General features: G+C 66.7%; 16 protein-coding genes and 1 tRNA gene. 8 read left to right on the top strand and 9 right to left on the bottom strand.

The window, feature by feature from the left end:
- The first annotated feature begins 54 nt into the window (after window positions 1–54).
- Window positions 55–1,338: a pyridoxal phosphate-dependent aminotransferase gene (locus tag AC3WTE_RS10115; protein WP_459368037.1), complete on the top strand. Its 1,284-nt coding sequence runs from the start codon at window positions 55–57 to the stop codon at window positions 1,336–1,338.
- Between the two features lie 45 nt (window positions 1,339–1,383).
- The gene (locus AC3WTE_RS10110) at window positions 1,384–2,610 is read left to right on the top strand and encodes a YibE/F family protein (protein ID WP_492437314.1); all 1,227 of its coding nucleotides are present in this window, start codon (window positions 1,384–1,386) and stop codon (window positions 2,608–2,610) included.
- Between the two features lie 124 nt (window positions 2,611–2,734).
- Here AC3WTE_RS10110 and AC3WTE_RS10105 read toward each other — a convergent pair whose 3' ends face one another.
- From AC3WTE_RS10105 to AC3WTE_RS10080, 6 genes are all read right to left on the bottom strand, one after another.
- The gene (locus tag AC3WTE_RS10105; RefSeq protein WP_492437313.1) at window positions 2,735–3,097 is read right to left on the bottom strand and encodes a nuclear transport factor 2 family protein; all 363 of its coding nucleotides are present in this window, start codon (window positions 3,095–3,097) and stop codon (window positions 2,735–2,737) included.
- 34 nt (window positions 3,098–3,131) lie between these two features.
- On the bottom strand, window positions 3,132–3,881 hold the full coding sequence (locus tag AC3WTE_RS10100; protein ID WP_492437312.1) for a maleylpyruvate isomerase family mycothiol-dependent enzyme: 750 nt from the start codon (window positions 3,879–3,881) through the stop codon (window positions 3,132–3,134).
- 1 nt (window position 3,882) lies between these two features.
- On the bottom strand, window positions 3,883–5,190 hold the full coding sequence (locus tag AC3WTE_RS10095; protein WP_492437363.1) for a cytochrome P450: 1,308 nt from the start codon (window positions 5,188–5,190) through the stop codon (window positions 3,883–3,885).
- A 60-nt stretch (window positions 5,191–5,250) separates the two neighbouring features.
- Window positions 5,251–6,579 (bottom strand): UDP-glucose dehydrogenase family protein, encoded by a 1,329-nt coding sequence (locus AC3WTE_RS10090; protein WP_492437311.1) that lies wholly within the window; start codon window positions 6,577–6,579, stop codon window positions 5,251–5,253.
- 93 nt (window positions 6,580–6,672) lie between these two features.
- The gene (locus AC3WTE_RS10085) at window positions 6,673–8,226 is read right to left on the bottom strand and encodes a DUF7159 family protein (RefSeq protein WP_492437310.1); all 1,554 of its coding nucleotides are present in this window, start codon (window positions 8,224–8,226) and stop codon (window positions 6,673–6,675) included.
- Between the two features lie 224 nt (window positions 8,227–8,450).
- Window positions 8,451–9,761: an ammonium transporter gene (locus tag AC3WTE_RS10080; RefSeq protein WP_459368029.1), complete on the bottom strand. Its 1,311-nt coding sequence runs from the start codon at window positions 9,759–9,761 to the stop codon at window positions 8,451–8,453.
- Window positions 9,762–9,957: 196 nt separating this feature from the next.
- On the opposite strand from AC3WTE_RS10080, the gene AC3WTE_RS10075 reads away from it, so the two are divergent.
- A complete protein-coding gene (locus tag AC3WTE_RS10075) occupies window positions 9,958–10,791 on the top strand; it encodes a superoxide dismutase family protein (RefSeq protein ID WP_492437309.1) in 834 nt (277 codons plus the stop codon).
- Between the two features lie 204 nt (window positions 10,792–10,995).
- Here the strand turns inward: AC3WTE_RS10075 and dcd are convergent, their stop codons facing one another.
- Window positions 10,996–11,565, bottom strand: coding sequence for a dCTP deaminase (gene dcd, locus AC3WTE_RS10070; RefSeq protein WP_492437308.1), 570 nt, complete (start codon window positions 11,563–11,565; stop codon window positions 10,996–10,998).
- A 45-nt stretch (window positions 11,566–11,610) separates the two neighbouring features.
- Between dcd and AC3WTE_RS10065 the strand changes: the two genes are divergently transcribed.
- A tRNA-Gly gene (locus AC3WTE_RS10065) sits at window positions 11,611–11,684 on the top strand.
- A gap of 68 nt (window positions 11,685–11,752) precedes the next feature.
- Here AC3WTE_RS10065 and AC3WTE_RS10060 read toward each other — a convergent pair.
- Window positions 11,753–12,940 carry a tyrosine-type recombinase/integrase gene (locus tag AC3WTE_RS10060; RefSeq protein WP_492437307.1) on the bottom strand — a complete coding sequence of 396 codons (1,188 nt, stop codon included), beginning with the start codon at window positions 12,938–12,940 and terminating at the stop codon, window positions 11,753–11,755.
- Entirely contained in the window at window positions 12,933–13,514 is a 582-nt protein-coding gene (locus AC3WTE_RS10055) for a helix-turn-helix transcriptional regulator (protein WP_492437306.1), read from the bottom strand. Before AC3WTE_RS10055 ends, AC3WTE_RS10060 begins: the two co-directional genes overlap by 8 nt.
- 120 nt (window positions 13,515–13,634) lie before the next feature.
- On the opposite strand from AC3WTE_RS10055, the gene AC3WTE_RS10050 reads away from it, so the two are divergent.
- From AC3WTE_RS10050 to AC3WTE_RS10035, 4 genes are all read left to right on the top strand, one after another.
- Window positions 13,635–13,802 (top strand): hypothetical protein, encoded by a 168-nt coding sequence (locus AC3WTE_RS10050; RefSeq protein WP_492437305.1) that lies wholly within the window; start codon window positions 13,635–13,637, stop codon window positions 13,800–13,802.
- A gap of 150 nt (window positions 13,803–13,952) precedes the next feature.
- Window positions 13,953–14,303 (top strand): hypothetical protein, encoded by a 351-nt coding sequence (locus AC3WTE_RS10045; protein ID WP_492437304.1) that lies wholly within the window; start codon window positions 13,953–13,955, stop codon window positions 14,301–14,303.
- A gap of 232 nt (window positions 14,304–14,535) precedes the next feature.
- Window positions 14,536–14,811 (top strand): hypothetical protein, encoded by a 276-nt coding sequence (locus tag AC3WTE_RS10040; protein ID WP_492437303.1) that lies wholly within the window; start codon window positions 14,536–14,538, stop codon window positions 14,809–14,811.
- Window positions 14,812–14,816: 5 nt separating this feature from the next.
- The gene (locus tag AC3WTE_RS10035) at window positions 14,817–15,170 is read left to right on the top strand and encodes a DUF2742 domain-containing protein (RefSeq protein ID WP_492437302.1); all 354 of its coding nucleotides are present in this window, start codon (window positions 14,817–14,819) and stop codon (window positions 15,168–15,170) included.
- The last annotated feature ends 154 nt before the right edge of the window (window positions 15,171–15,324 follow it).

The raw sequence follows: 15,324 nt of genomic DNA, 5'->3' as shown, positions 1-15,324 counted from the left end.
GGCATATGTGGCCCTGATCGCAGATGGGCAAAAGAATTCGACACCGATGAGAGCATGGAAACCGTGACCACCCACCAGGTACCCGCTGACCGCACATGGCACGGCGGCCATCCGCGTAATCAGCGGACGTTTGCGCAGTCGACCAAACTGCAGGACGTCCTCTACGAGATCCGTGGCCCGATACACGAGCAGGCTTCGCGGCTCGAGGCCGAGGGCCACCGGATCCTCAAGCTCAACATCGGTAACCCGGCGCCGTTCGGCTTCGAGGCACCGGACGTGATCATGCGCGACATGATCGCCGCCCTCCCCTACGCGCAGGGCTACTCGGACTCCAAGGGCATCGTGTCCGCGCGCCGTGCGGTGGTCACCCGCTACGAGCTCGTCGAGGGCTTCCCCCGGTTCGACGTCGACGACGTGTTCCTGGGCAACGGCGTCTCCGAGCTCATCACCATGACGCTGCAGGCGCTGCTCGACAACGGCGACCAGGTACTGATCCCGGCACCGGACTACCCGCTGTGGACGGCGTCGACCGCGCTGGCCGGCGGCACCCCGGTGCACTACCTGTGTGACGAGACGCAGGGCTGGAACCCGGACATCGCCGACCTGGAATCGAAGATCACCGACCGCACCAAGGCGATCGTCGTGATCAACCCGAACAACCCCACCGGCGCGGTGTACAGCCGCGAGACGCTGGAGTCCATCGCAAATCTGGCCCGCAAGCACCAGTTGCTGCTGCTGGCCGACGAGATCTACGACAAGATCCTCTACGACGACGCCAAGCACATCCCCATGGCGACGGTGGCGCCCGACATGCTGTGCCTGACGTTCAACGGCCTCTCCAAGGCCTACCGCGTCGCCGGCTACCGGTCCGGCTGGCTGGCCATCACCGGCCCCAAGGAGCACGCCTCCAGCTTCCTCGAGGGCATCAGCCTGCTGTCGAACATGCGGCTGTGCCCGAATGTGCCTGCGCAGCATGCCATTCAGGTGGCGCTCGGTGGACACCAGAGCATCGAGGACCTGATCCTGCCCGGCGGCCGCCTGCTCGAGCAGCGCGATGTCGCATGGCAGAAGCTGAACGAGATTCCCGGGGTGTCGTGCGTCAAGCCCGCGGGGGCGTTGTACGCGTTCCCGCGACTGGACCCCGAGGTCCACGAGATCCGGGACGACGAGCAATTGGTGCTCGACCTGCTGCTGCAGGAGAAGATCCTGCTCACCCAGGGCACTGGATTCAATTGGCCCACACCGGATCACCTGCGCATCGTGACGCTGCCGTGGGCCCGGGACCTGGCCAAGGCCATCGAGCGGCTGGGCAACTTCCTGGCGAGCTACCGCCAGTAGTCCCGCTATGAACGAACCCTCAGCCTGGCCCCTAGGCTGACTCGGGTGGCGCACTCGCATACCCACTCGCACAGTTCCGGCCCGGCGCCGTTGAGCCCCCTGGCAGCGAAGATCGTCGTCGGGCTCCTGGCGGTGATCGGGCTGGCCACCGTGATCGGCGCCGTGGTCCTATGGCCGCATGGCAAGGCCGTCGACATCCCGCTGCCGTTCCAGAACGCTCACGGCGGCGCCGTCAGCACCGAAGCCGGGCACGTGGTGTCGACTGGGAAGAACAACTGCGGCAGCCCGTCGGTCGGCGCGGTACTGACCTCGGCGCCGGTCACCGCACCGCCCGGTGGGGGGACGTGCGTGCAGTCGTTGATCGGGATCGACTCCGGCCCGAACTCCGGCGCCAACACCCTGCTGGAGTTCAGCACCGGCCCGGGCCAGCCGCATCTGGCCGCCGGTGATCACATCCGGGTGACGCGCCAGGTCGACGACTCCGGCACCACCACCTATGCCTTTTTCGACTTCGAGCGCACCTGGCCGCTGATCGCGTTGGCCGCCGTCTTCGCCGTGGTGGTCGTCGCGGTGGCACGCTGGCGCGGCCTGCGGGCCCTGGTCGGCATTGCCGTCGCGTTCATGGTGCTGACGATGTTCCTGCTGCCCGCCCTGCGCGACGGCGGCCCGGCCATCCCGGTGGCCCTCGTCGCGTCGTCGGTGATCCTGTACGCCGTGATCTACCTGGCGCACGGGGTCAGCCTGCGGACCAGCGCCGCCCTGCTCGGTACGTTGAGCTCACTGCTGCTGTCTGCGGTGTTGTCTTGGGCGGCAATTGAATTGGCGCACCTGACCGGGCTGTCGGAAGACCAGAACAACGAGATCGCGGCCTACATGGGGTCGGTCTCGATCACCGGTCTGCTGCTCGCCGGCTTCATCATCGGCTCCCTGGGTGTGCTCAACGACGTCACCGTCACGCAGGCGTCGACAGCCTTCGAACTGGCCGAACACGGCGCGTCCCGGCGGGCCATCTTCACCGGCGCCATGCGGGTGGGACGGGACCACATCGCCAGCACCGTCTACACGCTGGTGCTGGCCTACGCGGGCAGCGCGCTCCCACTGCTGCTGTTGTTCAGCGTGGCCAACCGGTCGCTGGGCGATGTGCTGACGAGCGAGAGCGTGGCCATCGAGATCGCGCGGTCAGCGGTCGGCGGCATCGCGCTGGCGCTGTCCGTTCCGCTCACCACCGCCATCGCGGCGGTGTTGGCTACACCGCGACACGCTGCGGATTGACCCCGCTCCCCTCACATGTTCGATCTGAAGCCGTCAACTTTCCTTGACGGTCAAGGAAAGTTGACGGCTCCCGGCGAGAGTTGTGCAGAGAGACAGCCGGTCAACCGGACGCCCGGTCGCGGAACTACACCGCGTCCGACTCGATGAGCTCCGTCGCCGCCAGTGCCGACGCCAGGTCGTCGTGCCGGAAGGCCGAGGTGACGTGGTCGTGGACCACCCGGAAAGCCGTCGCGATCTGACGGTCGGCGCCGCCGCCGGTGATGGTCTGCTCGACCACCACGACGCCGTCGTGCACGTACATCCGGCCGGCCGTGGCCTTCTCGTCGAGGTCGGTCGCCCAGGCCCGCAACGCATTCCGCCCCTGGGTGGCCCCGTTCGGGTCACCGATCTCGATATCGCCGCTGGACAGCTTGTCGAGCGTGTCCAGGTCCCTGTCGTTGAGGGCGTCGATCCACGCCAGGACCGTCGCGATCTCGGAAGTCGTCATGATTAGACGCTACTTCATCGTCGGCGGGCGAGCCTCAGAATGCCGAGTGATCCACCCAGCGCTGCCACACAGCCGCGTCGCCGATCACCTCCAGGCCGGCCTCCTCGACCGTCTGGCGGCGCGTGACCGCCAGGAGCAGCCCCGAGACCGGACCACGCACTGCCGCATCACCTTTGGCGTGCTGGTGCGACCAGTTCAGGCCGTCCTCGTCGTTGACCACCAGCCACTCGCCGGTCGGGCCCAGCTCGGATTCCGCGGCGTGCAGGTGCAGCGACCGTCCGCGCTCGAGCGGCGGATTAGCCGCCGCGGCCATCAGCACCACCCGTTCCAGCGTCTCGGTCACCCCGTCGGCCGCCAACTCCGGATCGAGGATGAACGGGAGGCCCAGCGCCAGAACAGCATCGGCGCGGTGGACCGTCTGCTCGTGGAGCCGGCGCCGGATCCACCACCCGGCCGGCCTCGGCCCGAGGAATGTCCACACCTTCGCGTCCGACCCGACGTGCTCGACGGCGTCGATCAGGGCCAGGGCAGAGGCGTTCAGCCAGTCGATGGCGGCGTCGAGGTCCTCGGGTGGTTTCCCGTCGCGCACCGTGCGGGGATCGAGTGGCTCTTTCATGTGGTCGGCGACGATCTGCGCGCACCATCGGTTGCCACGTCCGACGTGCTTGAGCAGTTGCTTGAGTGTCCACCCCGGGCAGGTGGGTACCTCGGTATCGAGATCAGCGGTGCGAATGATGTTGCCGAAGGCGGCGGTTTCCTCGATCAGGGCTGTGCGCAAGGCCATTTCACGACGGTACCGCTGCGCGCGCCTGCCCGAGTGCGATCGGCAATGCCGCCCAACCGCGCAGCACCCTGGTATCGCGCCGCGTGCCGGGCCCTGCGAGCTGCGCCTCGGGGAACCGCTCGAAGAACGTCCGCAACCCCACTTCGCCCTCTGACCGGGCCAGCGCGGCGCCGAGGCAGAAGTGCCGTCCACCGGAGAACGAATGGTGCTTGCCCGCGTTGTCGCGGGTGACGTCGAAGCGGTGCGGATCGGGGAAGACGGCCGGGTCCCGATTGGCGCCGGCGAGGTACAGAATGACGGGCTGGCCGGCCAACACGTGGTAGCCGGCGATGTCGACGTCGACCTTCGCGATACGTGCCGAGAGCTGAACCGGCGAATCCAGCCGCAAGATCTCCTCGACCGCATTGGGCCACAGGTCGGGCTGCGCCAACACCAGCGCCAGTTGATCGGGGTGCTGCAGCAGCATTCGGATGCCATTGCCCAGCAGGTTCACCGTGGTCTCGAAGCCCGCCGCCAACACCAGCCCGGCCGTGGCGCGCAGCTCTTCGTCGTTGAGCCGGGCACCACCGTCGCTGGCGGCGATCAGCTGGCTCATGAGGTCGTCGCCGGGGTTGTCCCGCAGCGCGCGGATGTGGTCGCTGAGCCAGGTGTTGAACCCGTCCAAGCCGTGTTCCACGCTGAGGTACTGCTGCCACGTCAGCCCGATGTCCAGGCTGGGCGCGGCCAGTTCACCGAATTCCAGGATGCGCGGCCGGTCGTGCTCGGGCACCCCGAGGATGTCGGCGATCACGGTGACCGGCAGCTGCGAGCAGTAGCTCTCTACGACGTCGACGGTGGCACCCGCCGCCAGCTCGTCGATGAGCTGCGTTGCGGCCTGCTGCACCCGTTCGCGCAATGCCGCCACGGCCCGCGTGGTGAACACCGCGGACACGGTCTTGCGGTAGCGCGTGTGCTGCTCTCCGTCGACCGACAGCAGCGACGGCGGCAGGAGCGGATGCAACCGGCCTTTGACGGTGGTCTTGCCCTCCAGCCAGCCGAGGGCACCGGGCAGGGCGCCGCCGATCTGGGTGACCGTGAAATCGTCGGACCGCAGAATCTGATGCACCAGAGCGTGATCCGCGGTCATCCACGCCGCGCGGCCGCGGTACATCCGGCCGCGGCTGCGCAGCTCGTCGGCGAATGCGCCCGGGTCCGCCCGAACCGCGGGGTCAGCGATGAGAGTCCCCTGCAGGTCACCGTGACGCGCGCCGTAGCGGGCCAGCTGGCGGATGACGGCGTGCAGCGCGAACCAGTTGAGACGTTGGCGCATGGTCATGAAGCCGAGCTTAAGCACGCCCCATGGCGCCGGGCTACATACTGCAGTCGTAAATCAGGCGGTCAGATTGCGCCCCAGCGCGTGCACCCGCCAGCCCGCGCCCTGCCACTTCGCGACGTCGAGGCAATTGCGGCCGTCGACAATCACTTTCGCGCGCACGGTCGCCGCCAGCTGCTCGGGGTCCAGGTCCAGGAACTCCTGCCATTCGGTCAGGACCAGCACGGCGTCGGCGCGGTCGCACGCCTCGATGACGGACGTGGAGTAGTTCAGCGTCGGGAAGACCCGTCGCGAATTGTCCATGGCCTTGGGGTCGTAGACGTTGACGGCAGCGCCGTTGAGCTGCAGCATGCCCGCCACGTTCAGGGCGGGCGAGTCGCGCACGTCGTCGGACTCGGGCTTGAACGCCGCACCCAGCACCGCGATGTTGGCGCCCAGCAGCGTGCCGCGGCACGCCTTGGTGGTCAGTTCCACCATCCGGGTGCGCCGGCGCATGTTGATGCTGTCCACTTCGCGCAGGAACGTCAGCGCGGGGTCGGCGCCCAGCTCTCCGGCTCGGGCCATGAAGGCGCGGATGTCCTTGGGCAGGCAGCCACCGCCAAACCCCAAGCCCGCGTTGAGGAATCGCCGGCCGATGCGAGGGTCGTGGCCCAGCGCGTCGGCCAGCACGGTGACGTCGGCGTTGGCCGCTTCGCACACCTCGGCGATGGCGTTGATGAACGAAATCTTGGTGGCCAGAAAAGCGTTGGCGGAGACCTTGACCAGTTCCGCGGTCTGCAGGTCGGTGAGCAGGAACGGCACGCCCCGTTCCAGGATTCGCGCGTACAGCTCACGCACCGCCGCTTCGGCGCGCTTCGATTCGGCTTGCACACCAAGCACGATGCGGTCCGGGTGCAGCGTGTCCTTGACAGCGAAGCCTTCGCGCAGGAACTCGGGGTTCCAGGCCACCTCGACGTCGACGCCGACCGGCGCCAGCTCGCGGGCCCGCGCCCCGAGCTCGGCGGCGGTGCCGACCGGAACGGTGGACTTGCCGACGATCACCGCGGACCGGCGTAGCCGCGGCACCAGAGTGTCGATGACGGACTGCACGTGCCGCAGGTCGGCGGCGTACTCCCCCTTTTTCTGCGGGGTACCCACACCGAGGAAATGCACATCACCGAACTCGGCAGCCTCGTCGTAGTCGGTGGTGAAATGCAGCCGCCCGGCCTCGATGTTGTCGCGCAACAGCTTTCGCAGCCCGGGCTCATAGAACGGGATGTCACCGGACGCCAGCTTCGCGATCTTGCCGGGGTCGATGTCGACGCCGAGGACCTCATGGCCGAGCTCCGCCATACCGGCGGCATGCGTCGCCCCGAGGTAGCCGGTACCGAACACGGTGCATCTCATACTGCCTTGATAGGCAGCCCCGATGAGCGCGGCGCTACGCGACACTGAGCGTCAAGCCAACGGCAGGTGACAAACAGTCTCCTGCCGCAGCCGTCAGCTCGGTGCGCAGAAAATGAGGAAGCAGTTCGGCTGCTTCGGCTTCGGCTTCGGCTTCTTTCCGTTGCCGTTCCCGGGATAGTCGCCGGGGTAACCGCTCGAGCCGCCCGGGTACTGGTTGCCGGGGTAGCCGTTGCCCGGGTAGTTACCCGGGTAACCGTCGTCGCCGGATCCACGGCCGCCGCGACTCGGGTAGTCCGGGTAGCTGTTGCCCGGATCGGTCGGCACCCACTGCGGCTGGCGCGGACGCGGTGCCCACGGGTTCCAGGCGGGCGGCTGCGGAGCGGGAAACGCGATAACGGGCGGCGGCAGCACCACCGGCGCCGGGGCGGGCGCCGCCGGCGGCGGGTCGACGGGCGCGGCCGGCACATCAGGCATCGAGACCGGGACCGGAGCCGGCGCCGGGGCTTCCGGAGCCGGGGCCGGAGCGGCGGGCGCGGGCACGTGGACCTGCGGCGCGGATTCCTTGACCACCTGCGGCGCTTCGACCTGGCGCGGGGCGGGAGCCTGCACTTCCGGAGCCGGGGCGGGTACCGCGGCGGCGGGCGCGGGCGGCGGGACAGCCGCCGGCGGAGGTACGGGTGCGGCAATCGGAGCACTGGGCACGATCGCGGCCTGCGCGGGTGCGGGCCGTTGATCAACCGTGGGGCGGATGCTCACCGCCAGCGAAATAGCAAGGGCCACAACACCGACGACGAAGATGGAGGTGAGCGCGCTACCGACCAGCAGGAAGGGCTTGCGGCCCTGGTCGGCGACCACCGGGGCGTCGCCGAGCTCGTCGAAACCGAACTCATCGGCCGTCAGCAGCGGGGCCGCGAGCGGAGCCGCGGCGGCGACACCCCCCGGCGCGGCCGAGTAGGCCAGGCCGGCGGTCGCAGCGTCGAACATCGGCGCACTGGCCGAAGCGAGCGCCGCACCACGGGCCAGTGCCAAGTCGGCGTCGCCCGGGGCGTTGACCGGGATGTCGAGCAGCTCGGCCAGGTGTGCCTGCACCGCGGTGACGTCGACGCCGGAGCCGACGACGAACATGCCCTGCGGCGGGGCCTCCGCACCGGAGACCGCCGCGGCCATCTCACCGAGTACGGCCATGGCGTCGGTGCTGTGCAGACTGCGGCTGAGCACTTTCGAGATGGCGCCGTCAGGGTCGACAACTGACATGGTCGCGGTGTCGCGGTCGACGAACAGCAGACCGGTGCTCGAGTAGCCGACCGCCTGGCCGGCGGCCTGCGCCAGCGACCCGGCGGCGTGCAGCTCGGAGACCATCATGACGTCCTTGACGCCGGCGGCGTCCAACGCGTCGCGCAGCTGCGCGGCAGCGTCGTGGTCAGTCCAGGCGACACCCACCGATTTGAGGTGGTGGCCGCCCTCCTCGGCGCTCTCCCGAGTACCCAGGATGGCGCTGACAACCTGCTCGACCGGCGTTGCTGAACCGTCCGCCGTCTGTGTTTCGAAAATATCGTGGTCGACGATTTCACCGTCGGCCTTATCGCCCTCAACCAGCGCCATACGTACCGTGGTTGGCGTCATAGACACACCCAGAACGATGTCCACTGACCCTCCAATAGTGTTCGCTACGCTATCTAGGCCGACACCGAGAATCCCCCGTCGTGCAGGCCACAACTAGAAACTTCATCGTGCACAGCGGGGGAGTCGTTACCGATTCCCCCGGCTCAATGGGCGCGATGCAGTTCTGGCCGCGGCGCTGGCTGACAGAGTCCCGCCAATGCCGGTATTTCAACCCTACCCGGCTTCGGCGTAGATGACCTAAGCAGTTTTTAGGCGTCCTCGGCGTCCGGGCGCGGCTGCTTCAAGAGGTCGGTCAATGAGCTGGAACCGGACGGCCGGCGGTGGCCCAGGTGGCCGTGCACGCCCTCCGCGTAGGCGGTTTCGGCATGCTGGGTGAAGTCGACGCCGGCGGTTTCGTCTTCGGCGCTGACCCGGAAACCCATCACCTTGTCGATGATCTTGCCCAGGACAAAGGTGGCGGTGAAGGCGTACGCCGCGACCACGGCCATGGCCAGCAACTGCTTGCCCAGCTGGGTGAATCCGCCGCCGTAGAACAGGCCACGGGCGCCACCGGTCATGACGTCGGTGGCCAGCAGGCCGATCAGCACGACGCCGACCACGCCGCCGACGAAGTGCACGCCCACGACGTCCAGCGAGTCGTCGTAGTTGAGCTTGAACTTCAGGCCGACCGCGAACGAGCAGACCACGCCGGCGGCCAGGCCGACGATGAGCGCGCCCAGCGTGTTGACGGTGCCGCACGACGGGGTGATCGCGACCAGGCCGGCCACGACGCCTGACGCCGCACCGAACGTCGTCGGCTTGCCATCACGCACTTGCTCGACCGTGAGCCAGCCGAGCATGCCCAGACAGCCGGCGACCAGGGTGTTCAGGAAGATCGCCGCGGCGGTGCCGTTGGCGGCCAGCGCCGAGCCGGCGTTGAAGCCGAACCAGCCGAACCACAGCAAGCCGACGCCGAGCAGCACGAACGGCAGGTTGTGCGGACGCATGGCGTCCTGCTTGAAGCCGATGCGCGGGCCCAACACGATGGCCAGCGCCAGCGCCGAGGCGCCCGACGCGATTTCGACGACCAGGCCGCCCGCGTAGTCCAGCGCGCCCATCTTGGCGAGCCAGCCGTCCGGGCCCCAGACCCAGTGCGCGATGACGCTGTAGACCGCGATGGCCCAGATCGGGACGAACACCATCCACGCCGAGAACTTAGCGCGGTCGGCGATGGCGCCGCTGATCAGGGCTGCGGTGATGATCGCGAAGGTCAGCTGGAAGGTCGCGAACAACAGCTCCGGCACGGTGCCGTGGGTGGTGCTGGGGGTGATGCCGAGCATGCCGAAGTGTTCGAGGTTGCCGAGGAAGCCGTCGCCGTTCGAGAAGGACAGCGTGTACCCAAGCAGCAGCCACGCCACCGTGACCAGCGGAATCGAGATGAAGCTCATCATGATCATGTTGAGCACGCCGGTCGTGCGGACCATGCCGCCGTAGAAAATGGCCAGACCCGGGGTCATCAACAGGACCAGGGCGGTGCTGGCGAGCAGCCAGGCTGTGGCGGCGGGATCGATGCCTTGCACGTGGGACTCCTTCAACAATCTTGACGAGGATGTATCGGCGGCGTTTCCAGCTCGCGGCGACTGCGTTTCCGACGTGTTACACCAGCCTCACACGGGGCTTTCGAGTGGCGCTGAGATGGCAGGTGTTGTAGATGAGGCCTGTTTCGCGTGAAACAACGCGCGGTTCAAAAGTGGCTGTTCCGGGTATTCGGCGCGCATGTCGAAGCGCACAACTGCAGCTGCTGCCCTGCTCACCGCACCCGTTTTCGTGCTGGCTGCGTGCAATTCCAATCGGAACACGCCGTCGAGCTCGACGCCGCCCACAACGTGGACCCAGGCCAATCCGGCCGCAATGAACGTCGTGCTCAAGACGTCCGACGGGCGACCCGTCGCCAACGCCTCGATCGACTTCTCGGACGGCTACGCGACAGTCACCGTCGAGACCACCGGCGGCGGCATCCTCGCCCCCGGGAGCCACGGCATGCACATCCACTCCGTGGGCAAGTGCGAGGGCGACTTCACCTCTGCCGGCGGCCATCTGCAGGTCGCCGGGCACACCGGGCATCCCTCGAGCGGTGACCTGACGCCGTTGAACGTGCGCGGCGACGGGACGGGCAAGGTGGTGGCGACCACCGATGCGTTCACCGAAGCGGCCCTGAAGGGCCCCGAAGGCAGCGCCTTGATCATCCACCAGGGCCCGGACAACTTCGCCAACATCCCGCCGCGGTACACCCACGACGGCACGCCGGGCCCCGACGCCGAGACCCTGGCAACCGGCGACGCGGGCGGACGGGTGGCGTGTGCGGTTCTGGCGCCTGCCGGCTCTACTTCTTCGTCTGCGTCGACTTCCACGTCGACCGCGACCGTCACCGAGACGACGGGTGTGCCGGTGGCGCCGCCGGTGACCTCGACGACCTCTTCTTCGACGTCGACTTCTACTACTCCGTCGACGACGACCACGACTTCAACGACAGTGCCGACGACGACCACCACCACGACCACGATGCCCACCAGCCCGGTCGGGCCGATGAACCCGATGCCGGGTGGCTGAGCTGCGGGTTTTCCCGTTGAGCCTGTAATGCGGGCGCAAAAGTGCGAGTAGTGAGTGTCCTAGTTTCAGGGTCAACGGCAGTGGGCCGTTCGTGAGCGTTGACCCTGCATTCACGGCGTGGCATGCCGGGTAGCTGGCGTTGAGTGTGCTTCTGCGCAGACCCGCACTCGGAAAAGTTCTGCGTACGCGCACAACCAACGCGGGCTATGGCTTGGTGAAGTTCAGGTACGACCGCGAGGGCGTCGGGCCGCGCTGGCCCTGGTACTTGGAGCCGACCTTGTCGCTGCCGTAGGGGTGCTCGGCCGGGCTGGTCAGGCGGAGCAGGCACAGCTGCCCGATCTTCATGCCGGGCCACAGGGTGATCGGCAGGTTGGCTACGTTCGACAGCTCCAGCGTGATGTGGCCCGAGAAGCCCGGGTCGATGAATCCCGCGGTCGAGTGCGTCAGCAGGCCTAGGCGGCCCAGTGACGACTTGCCTTCCAGCCGGCCCGCCAGATCGTGTGGGAGCGTGCAGGTTTCGAGTGTCGAGCCCAGCACGAATTCGCCGGGATGCAGGACGAAGGGCTCGCCTTCGTCGGGCTCGACCAGAGTGGTCAGCTCGTCCTGCTGCTGCGCCGGGTCGATGTGCGTGTAGCGGGTGTTGTTGAAAACCCGGAACAGGCTGTCCAGCCGGACGTCGACGCTGGAGGGCTGCACCATGGCGTCATCGAACGGATCGATGCCGAGGCGCCCAGCAGCGATTTCGGCCCGGAGATCGCGATCGGAGAGGAGCACGTGGGGAGCCTATCGGGCCGGGTTGATATCCTGCAGCGGCACCATGCCGATGTAGTTCAATGGCAGAACATCAGCTTCCCAAGCTGAATACGCGGGTTCGATTCCCGTCATCGGCTCCACGCCTACCAGGGCATACGCCGTTCGAACCTGTTCGAATGGACCCATCAGGGTCACACAGGGTCACAACTCACTTGGAACTCTTGTTCGGACGGTCCAAAACGTCGCCCGCGGACTTCAGCGCATCTGCCTGGCTGTGCGCGTACACACGCAGCGTCAGCGTCGGGTCTGAGTGCCCGATCCATGCCGCGATAACCGCGACCGGTACCCCGTCTAGGTGCATCAGCGTGGCTGCGGTGTGCCTGGCACCGTGCAGCTTGATGTGCCGTACGCCGGCCGCCTTCACGGCCTCGGCCCAATATCGCGACAGGACGGCCGGGTTGTACGGCTCCCCCGCCTCGTTGCACACCACGTAGTCGCCGGTCCCGTAGTGCTCGCCGATGGCCAGGCGCTCGGTCGTCTGGCGTTTCTTCGCGGCGCGCAGCACTTTGGTCAGCCGGTCAGGCAAGGGCAGCTCGCGTCGGGACGCCACCGACTTGGGATCGTTCTCGACGGTGACACCGCCGGCAGACACCCGATTGTTGACGATCGCCAGAGTCCTGGCCGTCAGGTCGATATCCGACCAGCGCAGGCCCGCGATCTCGCCACGGCGTAGGCCATACAGTGCGAGCTCCCACGCATGACCGAGCCGAGTGGTGCCGAAGTGCTTCCGGAGCCTGCCGACTTCCGCCGCGGTGAACGTGTCGACGTCCTTGTGAGCGGCCGATACACGGGCCACGCTAGCGGCCACGTTGGTGGTGACGATCTTCTGAGTGAGCGCGTCGGCCAGCACCTGGTCGATGCTGCTGATTGTCTTGTTGACCGCGATCGGTGACCACGGTCGTCGGGTCCGGCCCTTGGCGGTCTTCGTGCCGCCGGCAAGGAGATCGGTTACCAGCTTGTCGACGTGCGCTTTAGCGAGCTTCTGCGCCGGCAGGTTGCCGTGCCGCTCACGCAACGGCGCGAGGTCGTACTCCAGCTTCGATAGCGAAGATTCACGCAGATTGTGCCGTCCCGCAACGTAATTCGCACAAAGCTCCTCGACGGTGAGTTTCGAGGGTGACACGTACGTGCCGGTTGCGGCCTTGTTCTGCAACTCGGCGAGTACACGCCTCGCATCGGCCTCCGTCCGGCAATGACGCTTGGCCTGCTGCCGGGCACCCGTCTCTGGATGTGCTCCGACATCGACCTTAATCCTGTACCGCACAACAGTTTTCCCGGTCGAGCGGTCGACCACCTCGACTTTCTTGATCTGCGGAGGAAGCTGCTGCCTAGACATCGTTAGCCACACCAAGTTCGCGGCGCTTGTCGTCGATCTGACGCTGGTAGCTCTCGATTAATTCGCGTTGCGTATCCGAGAGCTTCCCGTCTCGACCCGTGCGGGAGATACTTGCCTGCCGCACCTGAAGATCGTCAATTTCGCGCCACAGTCTCAGCAATCTCGTGTTGTTTCGCCATTCCTCACGGCGTTGCGCTTCAATCTTTGCCCCACTACCCGGACCCGGTTGATGCGCCGAAAACCATTGAGCCGCTTTGAAACCCGTTGTTTCAGTTCCTGGCAGCACTTCGACAAGGTTCTCCAATTCATCGCTTGGATTGGGGTACACCAGCGCAACGGGGGACGTATTCAACGCCGCGGCCAGCCGGAGCAGGAGGCCAAGACGCGGGATCCCACGTCCCACCTCATAGTTGGCAATGGCGTTGCGTGATACCCCAAGCATCGTCGCAAGTTCGCCCTGGCTGATCCCCAGCCGGTCCCGTGCATCAGCGATGCCTTTGCCAATGCCGGCAGCCAATACCGCCTCCCATGGGTTATCACGCTCCCACTGCGTCAGAGTCCGGTCCGGTGCCATAGCCAACACGCTACGGGAGTTTTTGTGTGTGTCCGTGTGCAGAGTGTCGGTGTGTCGTGTAGCGTGTTGCACAGTGTGCAGTAGTTCGATTTATGCACATCAGAACACACAGGAGGCGCTATGAACGATTGGCAAGCCACAGCCGCGAAGCTGGGCGGGGTCAGCCGCTCGCTGGTTTTCCAACTATGGAAGACCGGCGAGCTGGCTTCGGTACGCGTGGGTCGCAGGCGTTTCAGCACCGACAGGCAGATAGCGGAATACGTTGCTCGCCTCGAAGGGGCGGCCTGACGTGCGGGAGCTGCCGCAGGCCGACCACTGCGATCTGGGGTTAGTCGAGGACGACCACACCCCGGATATGCGAAAGGCGCCGGTTGCCGCCGACGCCCTTCGAACCGATCACCGAGCAGTCACCACAACCACCAAGGAGATCCGATAACCATGATGACAGATCACCCGGCCCAGCCGGTAGACGACCATCTTCCCGGCGCCGGGAACGTTTCGACCATGTGCACGAGCTGCACGGTGCCCACCGACGGGTCCGAGGTGTGCGCGTTCTGTGCGACCTACACCCCGCCGAACACGGTGGCTCAGCGGCTCGATGTCGCGGTCAACAGGACCAACCTGCTGCGCCACGACCTCAACGAGGAGCTGCAAGCGTTGAGCGCTGATGCGCCGTTGTTCGCGGTCACCGATCTCGTTGCCGCACTTGGCCATCTGCGCCAAGCCTCCCGCCTGCTGGACAAGGCCTCCGACAACCTCGAAGCCGACGCCACGGCGGTGAAGCGATGAGCGCCAATAAGCCTGCTTCCCGGCAGAACTCGGAACTGACTGTATTCGACATCCTGGGCGGCGACCCCAAGACCGACCTGCACTGCTTCCCAGGTGGAACAAACCCCGGCACATCACTGTGTGGACTAACCGGCGACTGGTGGCCAGCTACGCGCAGCTCAGGCGGTAAGGGGTCTAGCAGGCGCTGCCCGGTATGCGCGTACTTCGTCGCAATCGACGAGGAGGTGACCCGATGAGCGTAGACACCGGAATCGATGCGAAGGCGTTCGACAACATCGTTAGCGCTTGGGACGAGGCCGTTCAATGCGAAATGGCAACCCGCGCCGGGCACCAATGCAAACGTCCGGCGACCTGGTACGCCCGCCTGCATGACTGCGAGGACGCCCTGATGTGCGGCCAACATTGGGCAGCCTATAGGCGATCCAACGAGGGTCGCCTGCCGCTCTGCCCCGTGTGCAATCGGTTGTTTTCGAGCGTCGACGTCGCAATCGCGGCGACGCGGTTGTGAAGGCAATGCAGCTGCCGCCTAACTCGACGATGGAGACCCGCGCCGATAGCGGCGCGGGTTCTCCGCAGTCCCACGAAGTCTCCTGCGCCGCGGTCTATCAACGTCTGCGACCGCTACTCGGCGAACCCGGGCCGACACTCGGCACTCCGGCCTGGCTGCAGCTCGACGACACCGACCCGGCGGCCTGGCGATCTGTGCTGTGGGCCGCCCTGCAGTGGGCCGTCACTCAGGACGCCCGACAGGAACACCTCGCGGCTGCATCGAGAGCGATTGCCTCAGCCGAGAACTGGTCCACTCTCGCCCAGCGCGTACAGAACGGCCGCGGCGACTCGTACATACCCCGAAGGAGAACCGCATGACAGACGAATTCTTCTCAGCCACCGAACAACTCGCCCTCATCCATAAATGGGCACGCGCACGCTATGCCGCACCATGGGCAGTATTGGGCGCCGTCCTGCTTCGCGTTGCAGCGAGCACAGGCCCACACGTCCAGCTGCCCGGCGTCATCGGTGG

The sequence above is a fragment of the Mycobacterium sp. FW102-FHT13B02 genome (genome assembly GCF_058790275.1).
This window is presented reverse-complemented; position numbering and strand designations above follow the sequence as displayed.

What these genes read in the sequence shown, in the direction of transcription:
- AC3WTE_RS10075 (WP_492437309.1), top strand. Translation starts at nt 9,958, where the DNA reads ATGTCGAAGCGCACAACTGCAGCTGCTGCCCTGCTCACCGCACCCGTT.
- AC3WTE_RS10100 (WP_492437312.1), bottom strand. Translation starts at nt 3,881, where the DNA reads ATGGCCTTGCGCACAGCCCTGATCGAGGAAACCGCCGCCTTCGGCAAC.
- AC3WTE_RS10090 (WP_492437311.1), bottom strand. Translation starts at nt 6,579, where the DNA reads ATGAGATGCACCGTGTTCGGTACCGGCTACCTCGGGGCGACGCATGCC.
- AC3WTE_RS10040 (WP_492437303.1), top strand. Translation starts at nt 14,536, where the DNA reads ATGAGCGTAGACACCGGAATCGATGCGAAGGCGTTCGACAACATCGTT.
- AC3WTE_RS10045 (WP_492437304.1), top strand. Translation starts at nt 13,953, where the DNA reads ATGATGACAGATCACCCGGCCCAGCCGGTAGACGACCATCTTCCCGGC.
- AC3WTE_RS10055 (WP_492437306.1), bottom strand. Translation starts at nt 13,514, where the DNA reads ATGGCACCGGACCGGACTCTGACGCAGTGGGAGCGTGATAACCCATGG.
- AC3WTE_RS10095 (WP_492437363.1), bottom strand. Translation starts at nt 5,190, where the DNA reads ATGCGCCAACGTCTCAACTGGTTCGCGCTGCACGCCGTCATCCGCCAG.
- AC3WTE_RS10060 (WP_492437307.1), bottom strand. Translation starts at nt 12,940, where the DNA reads ATGTCTAGGCAGCAGCTTCCTCCGCAGATCAAGAAAGTCGAGGTGGTC.
- AC3WTE_RS10050 (WP_492437305.1), top strand. Translation starts at nt 13,635, where the DNA reads ATGAACGATTGGCAAGCCACAGCCGCGAAGCTGGGCGGGGTCAGCCGC.
- AC3WTE_RS10035 (WP_492437302.1), top strand. Translation starts at nt 14,817, where the DNA reads ATGCAGCTGCCGCCTAACTCGACGATGGAGACCCGCGCCGATAGCGGC.
- AC3WTE_RS10115 (WP_459368037.1), top strand. Translation starts at nt 55, where the DNA reads ATGGAAACCGTGACCACCCACCAGGTACCCGCTGACCGCACATGGCAC.
- AC3WTE_RS10105 (WP_492437313.1), bottom strand. Translation starts at nt 3,097, where the DNA reads ATGACGACTTCCGAGATCGCGACGGTCCTGGCGTGGATCGACGCCCTC.